We start from the raw sequence: 6,882 nt of genomic DNA, 5'->3' as shown, positions 1-6,882 counted from the left end.
GCGACGAGATAGTGCAGCACGTCGCGGATGGAGATCGGGTCGATCGGGTTGTCCATCCAGCTCGGTACCGGGATGAGCGGGAACCGGTCCCCGACGTACCGCATCATCTCGAACGACGTCGAGCCGGCACCGATGATGATCGCCGCGCCCAGCCACACCAGTTCGGGCCCGCCCTCGACCGTCAGGGCCTCGGCCACCTCGGCCCGGCTGGCGAGGTGCTCGGACAGCGCCTCGTCGGAGGGCACGAAGCCGCCCAGGTAGACGATGCGCCGCACACCCGCGTCCCGGGCCGCCTTCGCTAGGTTGCGGGCCGCGGCCTTATCGGCGTCGCGGAAGCCGGGCTGGCCGATGGCGTGCACCAGGTAATACAGCACGTCGATCGGGCCCGCGGCGGCCAGGCCCGCCCGCACCGACGCCGGATCCGACGCGTCGAGGGTGACAGGCGTGACGTCGTCGAACCAACCTAAACGCTTGAGCCGCTGCGGGTTTCGGGTGGCGGCCATGACCTGATGCCCATCCCCCAGTAGCGCAGTGACCAGGCGCGATCCGACATAGCCGGTGGCGCCGGTGACCAAGATCCGCATACCCCGACACTAGCCACGGATTTGAACCGATGCGGCGTCGGCACCGTGACCCCGGCATGGAGGAGATCACCGGGGGCGCTTCTACGCGCGTGCGCAGCAACAGAGCAACAGCGGACCCGTCCGTCGCGGGCGTGGCCGTCACATTCCCACCGAACCGCTACACGCAGGACGAAACCATCGGCGCGCTGACCGACTTCGCCGGTCCGGAGTTCCGGCGTTTCGCGCTCAGCAGCGGGGTGGAGTTCAGAAACATCGCGCTGCCGCTGTCGCGGTACGGCAAGCTCAGCGGTTTCACCGAGGCGAACGACGCCTACATCGAAATCGCCCTCGGCCTGTCCGAGCAGGCGATGCTGGCCGCGCTCGACCAGGCGAAGGTCAGGCCGTCGCAGGTCGACGCCGTCTTCTCGACCACGGTGACCGGGCTGTCCGTGCCGTCGCTGGAGGCGCGGCTGGCGACGCGGATCGGCCTGCGCCAGGACGTCAAACGGATCCCGTTGTTCGGCCTGGGTTGTGTCGCCGGCGCGGCCGGCATGGCCCGCGTGCACGACTACCTGCGCGCGTTCCCCAACGATGTGGCGGCGTTGCTGGCTGTCGAGCTGTGCTCGCTGACGGTGCAGCGGCAGGACATTTCGATCCCAAACCTCGTGGCTTCCAGCCTGTTTGGTGACGGCGCGGGTGTCGTCATCGCGACCGGAGCCGACCGGGGAGCGGTAGGGCCGAAGCTCCTGGCCACCCGCAGCCGGACCTACCCGGACACCGAAGACGTGCTGGGCTGGAACATCGGCAGCAACGGGTTCGGGATCGTCCTGTCCGTCGAGATCTCGACCATCGTCGAGAAATTCCTGGGCGACGACGTCCGCGCCTTCCTCGCAGATCACGGACTGACCACGACGGACGTCTCCACGTGGTTGTTGCACGCCGCCGGCCCGAAGGTGATCGACGCGGTCGAAGACGTACTGGACCTACCGCCGGATGCCCTCGAGGCCACCAGAAACTCGTTGCGCAACAACGGAAATCTCTCGTCGGTGTCGGTACTTGATATACTGCACGCCACCATGGCCGAACCACCGTCGCCGGGTTCGATCGGGCTGATGATCGCGATGGGACCGGGCTTCTCCGCCGAACTCGTCCTGCTGAGCTGGTAGGGCTCGATAACGCTATGTATTACCTGCTGATCCTTGCGGTCGCCATCGAACGGGTGGCGGAGCTGGTGGTGTCCAAGCGCAACGCGCAATGGTCTTTCACCCAGGGCGCCAAGGAATTTGGTCAGTCGCACTACCCAGTGATGGTCGTCCTGCACACTTCGCTGCTGCTCGGCTGCGTCATCGAGCCGTGGGCGCTGCACCGGCCGTTCATTCCGTGGCTGGGCTGGCCGATGCTGGCCATCGCGGCGCTCAGCCAGGTGCTGCGGTGGTGGTGCATCACGACGCTGGGGCGACGGTGGAACACCCGGGTGATCGTGCTGCCGAATGCGCCGTTGGTGCGCGAGGGCCCCTACCGATGGCTGCACCATCCCAACTATGTTGCAGTGGTGGCCGAGGGGTTGGCGCTGCCGTTGGTGCACACGGCGTGGCTGACCGCCGCCATCTTCACGCTGGCCAACGCGATGCTGCTGGGCGTGCGTCTGCACGTGGAGAACTCGGCCCTGGGCTACACATCATGAACTACGACACCGACCTGCTGATCGTCGGCGGTGGTCCCGGCGGCCTCGCGACGGCGTTGCACGCTCGGCGGCTTGGGCTTTCGGTGATCGTGGCCGAACCGCGGGAGGGTCCCGTCGACAAGGCGTGCGGCGAGGGGCTGATGCCCGGCGGTTTGGGCGAGCTGACATCGCTCGGCGTCGACCCGGCCGGCATGCCCTTCCGCGGGATCGCCTATGTGAGCGAGCATCGCCGCGCGGAGGCGCTGTTTCGCGGTGGGCCGGGCCGCGGCGTGCGGCGCACCACGTTGCACGCGGCGCTGGCGGCGAGGGCCAAAGAGCAAGACACCGAATGGATTCGGACGCGGGTGACGAGCGTCGAGCAGGATGCGTACGGCGTGACGGCCGCGGGGGTGCGCGCGAAGTGGTTGGTGGGGGCCGACGGGCTGCACTCGGCCGTGCGGCGCGCCGTCGGCATCAAAGCCACGGCCGGAACACCGCGCCGCCATGGCGTGCGGTGGCACTTCAAGGTGCCGGCGTGGTCGGAGTTCGTCGAGGTCCACTGGTCCCGGTGGGGTGAGGCGTACGTGACGCCGGTGGAGCCCGACCTGGTCGGCGTGGCCATCCTGTCCGGCGGGCGGCCCGACCTGGGTTGGTTCCCGTGGCTGGCCGGGCAGCTGGAGGGCGCCGGGCGCGGGCAGGCCCGCGGCTGCGGGCCGCTGCGCCAGGTGGTCTCCCGCCGCGTCGCGGGGCGGGTGCTGCTGGTCGGCGACGCGGCCGGATACGAGGACGCGCTGACGGGCGAAGGCATCAGCCTCGCGGTCAAGCAGGCGGCCGCGGCTGTCGACGCCATCGCCAAGGACGCGCCGTCGTCCTACGAGGCCGCCTGGCACCGGGTCACCCGCAATTACCGGCTGCTCACCCGCGGGCTCGTGCTGGCCAGCGCGCCGCCGGTGATGCGGCGTGCCATCGTGCCGGCGTCCGCGACGCTGCCCGCCGTGTTCGGGTGGGCGGTGAACGTCCTGGCGCACTGATCCCTGCTCGCCCCCTCTAGCGCGCCTGCCAGACCGGCTCCCGCTTCTCGGCGAACGCCAGGGGCCCCTCCTTGGCGTCCTCGGACCTGATCAGGACGCGCATCTCGCGCACGGTGCGCTCCCAGCCCGGCTCGTCGCCCGTGATGACACCGTCGTCGACCCCGTAGGCGATGCGCTTGCTGGCCTGCACCGACAGCGGCGCGTTGACCGTCACCCGCGCGGCCAGGGCCAGGGCGGCGTCGAGCACGGAGACTTTTTCGGAGCCCTCCGTGACGACCTGGTTGACCAGGCCCCAGTCGAGGGCGTCGGGGGCGGTGATCGGCTCGCCGGTCAACAGCAGCTCCATCGCCACCTTGCGGGGCAGCTGGTCCATGATCCGGAAGACGCCGCCCGCGGCCGCGATCAGTCCGCGTTTGACCTCCGGCAACCCGAACTTGGCCCGCTCGTCGGCGACCACCAGGTCGCTGGCCAGCGCGAGCTCGGTGCCGCCGCCCAGCGCGGTGCCGTTGACCGCGGCGATCGTGGGCTTGTCGATGAAGTGGTGCACGTAGCCGGCGAAGCCCCACTCGCCGTGGTCGGGGTGATACAGGTTCTCCCGGCGCGAGATCGCCTTGAGGTCGGCCCCGGCGCAGAACGACTTGTCGCCGGCGCCGGTGATCACCACCGCCCGCACTCCCGCGTCGTGCTGGGCTTGCTCCAGCGCGTCCCCGACACCGATGCTCACCGCGCTGTTGACGGCGTTGCGCGCCTCGGGCCGGTTGATCGTGATGACCATGACGTTGCCCCGGCGCTCGACCAGGACCGCCGGCTCGCCGGCACCGGTCACAGCAGTTCCACGATGGTGGCGTTGGCCTGGCCGCCGCCCTCGCACATCGTCTGCAGGCCGTAGCGGATCCCCTTGTCCCGCATGTGGTAGAGCAGGGTGGTCATCAACCGCGCCCCCGAACCGCCGAGCGGGTGGCCCAGTGCGATGGCACCGCCGTTGGGGTTGAGCTTCTTCTCGTCGGCCCCAATGTCTTTCAGCCACGCCAGCGGGACGGGCGCGAACGCCTCGTTGACCTCGTAGGCCCCGATGTCGCCGATGGAGAGGCCGGAGCGCTTGAGCACCTTCTGGGTCGCCGGGATCGGCGCGGTCAGCATGATCACCGGGTTGGCGCCCGCCAGCGTCGCGGTGTGCACCTTGGCAATCGGCTTGAGCCCCAACGACTTCGCCTTCTCGGCCGACATGAACAGGATGGCCGCCGAGCCGTCCGAGATCTGGGAGGAGTTGCCCGCGTGGATGACCCCGTCCTCCTTGAAGGCCGGTTTCAGCGACGCCATCTTCTCCATCGGGGTGCCGCGGCGGATGCCCTCGTCCTTCAGAACCACGTTCCCGTCCTGATCCTTGATGCCGACGATCTGGTCGTCAAACGCGCCGGAATCCTGTGCGGCGGCGGCCTTTTCGTGCGATCCCAGGGAGAACTCGTCGAGCGCGGTGCGGTCGAGGCCCCACTGCTCGGCGATCATCTCGGCGCCCAGCCCCTGGTTGGGCGTCTGGCGGTATCGGTCCTTGAAACCCTGCGGGTACGGGTTGCCGCCACCGGCCAGCGACGCGCCCATGGGCGTGCGCGACATCGACTCGACACCGCCGGCGACGACGACGTCGTAGTGCCCGGCGACCACGCCGGCCGCGGCGAAGTGGATGGACTGCTGGCTCGACCCGCACTGGCGGTCGACGGTCACGCCGGGCACCGTCTCGGGCCAGCCCGCGGCCAGCAGCGCGGTGCGGCCGATGTCGAGGGCCTGTTCGCCGGCCTGCATGACGCAGCCCCAGATGACGTCGTCGACGATCTCGGGGTCGACGCCGGCCTTGTCGACCAGCCCGTTGAGGACCTGTGCGGACAAATCGGCCGGGTGCACCCCCGACAGCCCGCCGTTGCGCTTGCCGATCGGTGAGCGGACTGCCTCGACGATGACGGCTTCAGGCATGGTGATTCTCCTTTGACGTAGAGGTCTTCCGTCGATTGTCAACCAAGGGGTTGGACGGGCGAAGGCCGGGGCCCCACCGGTACCGAGAACAGACCGCTACACGACCCGCGAATCCGGTAGCGCATGTGCTACCGCATTCGAAAGTCGCCCATTGGTCGGTCGCGGCGCACACCTACCCGGCGGGATACCCCACCGACTTGACCTCGGTGTACTGGTCGAACCCGACCACACCGTTCTGGCGGCCCACCCCGCTGTACTTATAGCCGCCGAACGGGGTGTCAGCGGCGTAGGGGGCGCCGCCGTTGACACCCATGAAACCGGCCCGGATCCGGCGGGCCACCGCCAGCGAACGCTCCAGCGAGCCCGACATCACGTTGCCGGCCAACCCGTACTTGCTGTCGTTGGCGATCCGGATCGCGTCCTCCTCGTCGTCGAACGGGATGACGGCCAGGACCGGGCCGAAGATTTCTTCCTGGGCGATCGTCATGGAGTTGTCGACGTCGGTGAAAAGCGTTGGCCTGACGAAGAATCCCTTGTCGAAGCCGGTGGGCGCGTCCGGCCCGCCGACCAGGGCGGTGGCGCCCTCTTCGACGCCCTTGCGGATGTAGCCCATCACGCGGTTGCGCTGTACCTCCGAGATCACCGGGCCGCACAGCGTTCCGGGGTCCTGCGGGTCACCGCACGTGACGTTCTCGTAGATGCTTCTGAGGATCGCCACACCCTCGTCGTAGCGGGACCGCGGCAACAGCATCCGGGTCGGGTTCGCGCAGCCCTGCCCGGCGTGCATGCACGGCGCGATGCCGATCGCGCATGCCGCTCCGAAATCGGCGTCCTCCAGCACGATGGTGGCCGACTTGCCGCCGAGTTCCAGGAACAGCCGCTTCATCGTCGCCGCGCCCTTTTCCATGATCCGCTGGCCGACCACGGTCGAGCCGGTGAAAGAGATCAGGTCGACCTTGGGCGACAGCGTGAGCTCCTCGCCGACAAAGTGATCCGACGCCGTGACGACGTTGACGACGCCCGCGGGGATGTCGGTCTTCTCGGCGATCAGCCGGCCGAGGCGGGTCGCGTTGAACGGCGTGTTGGGCGCCGGCTTGAGCACCACGGTGTTGCCGGTGCCCAGCGCCTGGCCGAGCTTGTTGATGGTGACCTCGAACGGGAAGTTCCACGGCACGATCGCGCCGACCACGCCCACCGGTTCACGCCAAACCTTGCGGGTGGTCAGCGTTCCGGTCAGGCTTATCACTTTGTCGCCCAGGTCGGTTTCCCACGCGTACTCGTCGATCAGCCTGGCGGGGTACTTCAACCCGTCTTCCAGTGGGGCGTCCAGCTGGGGACCGAAGGTGATCGCCCGGGGGGAGCCGACCTCGAGGATGAGCTCCTCGCGCAGTTCCTCCTTCTCCGATTCGATCGCCTCGTGCAGCTGCAGCAGGCAGCGCTTGCGCAGCTCGCGGTTGGTCGACCAGTCGGTCTCGTTGAAGGCGCGCCGGGCGGCGTCGATCGCCCGGTGCATGTCCTGCTTCGACGCGTCGGCTACCTCGCCGAGCGGCTCCTCGGTGGCGGGGTTGATGTTGGTGAAGGTGCCGGCCCGGCCCTCGACGAGCTTGCCGTCGATCATCATCTTGGGCTCGAAGCGAACCTTTACAGCCTCGGTCAT

At 68.8% G+C, this 6,882-nt stretch carries 7 protein-coding genes; 3 read left to right on the top strand and 4 right to left on the bottom strand.

The window, feature by feature from the left end; translation table 11 throughout:
- On the bottom strand, positions 1-584 hold a 584-nt coding region (locus VMD50_RS07600), incomplete at its 3' end, for an NAD(P)H-binding protein (RefSeq protein ID WP_325426414.1).
- Between the two features lie 56 nt (positions 585-640).
- On the opposite strand from VMD50_RS07600, the gene VMD50_RS07595 reads away from it, so the two are divergent.
- Genes VMD50_RS07595 through VMD50_RS07585 form a run of 3 tightly spaced genes read left to right on the top strand, consistent with a single transcriptional unit; the run spans position 641 to position 3,257 of the window.
- Positions 641-1,729, top strand: a complete 1,089-nt coding sequence (locus VMD50_RS07595) for a type III polyketide synthase (protein ID WP_325426420.1) — start codon at positions 641-643, stop codon at positions 1,727-1,729.
- Between the two features lie 14 nt (positions 1,730-1,743).
- Positions 1,744-2,247 carry an isoprenylcysteine carboxyl methyltransferase family protein gene (locus tag VMD50_RS07590; protein ID WP_325426412.1) on the top strand — a complete coding sequence of 168 codons (504 nt, stop codon included), beginning with the start codon at positions 1,744-1,746 and terminating at the stop codon, positions 2,245-2,247.
- Positions 2,241-3,257 carry an NAD(P)/FAD-dependent oxidoreductase gene (locus VMD50_RS07585; RefSeq protein ID WP_325426418.1) on the top strand — a complete coding sequence of 339 codons (1,017 nt, stop codon included), beginning with the start codon at positions 2,241-2,243 and terminating at the stop codon, positions 3,255-3,257. Before VMD50_RS07590 ends, VMD50_RS07585 begins: the two co-directional genes overlap by 7 nt.
- Positions 3,258-3,273: 16 nt before the next feature.
- Here VMD50_RS07585 and VMD50_RS07580 read toward each other — a convergent pair whose 3' ends face one another.
- The 3 genes from VMD50_RS07580 to VMD50_RS07570 all read right to left on the bottom strand — a co-directional run bounded on the left by VMD50_RS07580 (position 3,274) and on the right by VMD50_RS07570 (position 6,882).
- Positions 3,274-4,032, bottom strand: coding sequence for an enoyl-CoA hydratase-related protein (locus tag VMD50_RS07580; protein WP_414686023.1), 759 nt, complete (start codon positions 4,030-4,032; stop codon positions 3,274-3,276).
- 47 nt (positions 4,033-4,079) lie between these two features.
- Positions 4,080-5,225, bottom strand: a complete 1,146-nt coding sequence (locus tag VMD50_RS07575) for a thiolase family protein (protein ID WP_325426408.1) — start codon at positions 5,223-5,225, stop codon at positions 4,080-4,082.
- Between the two features lie 172 nt (positions 5,226-5,397).
- A complete protein-coding gene (locus VMD50_RS07570; RefSeq protein WP_325426406.1) occupies positions 5,398-6,882 on the bottom strand; it encodes an aldehyde dehydrogenase family protein in 1,485 nt (494 codons plus the stop codon).

Origin of the sequence: Mycobacterium sp. (assembly GCF_035506235.1) — a bacterium.
Lineage (GTDB): Bacteria > Actinomycetota > Actinomycetes > Mycobacteriales > Mycobacteriaceae > Mycobacterium.
Note: the sequence above shows the minus strand (reverse complement) of the source record. Positions and strands in the feature narration are given on the sequence as shown.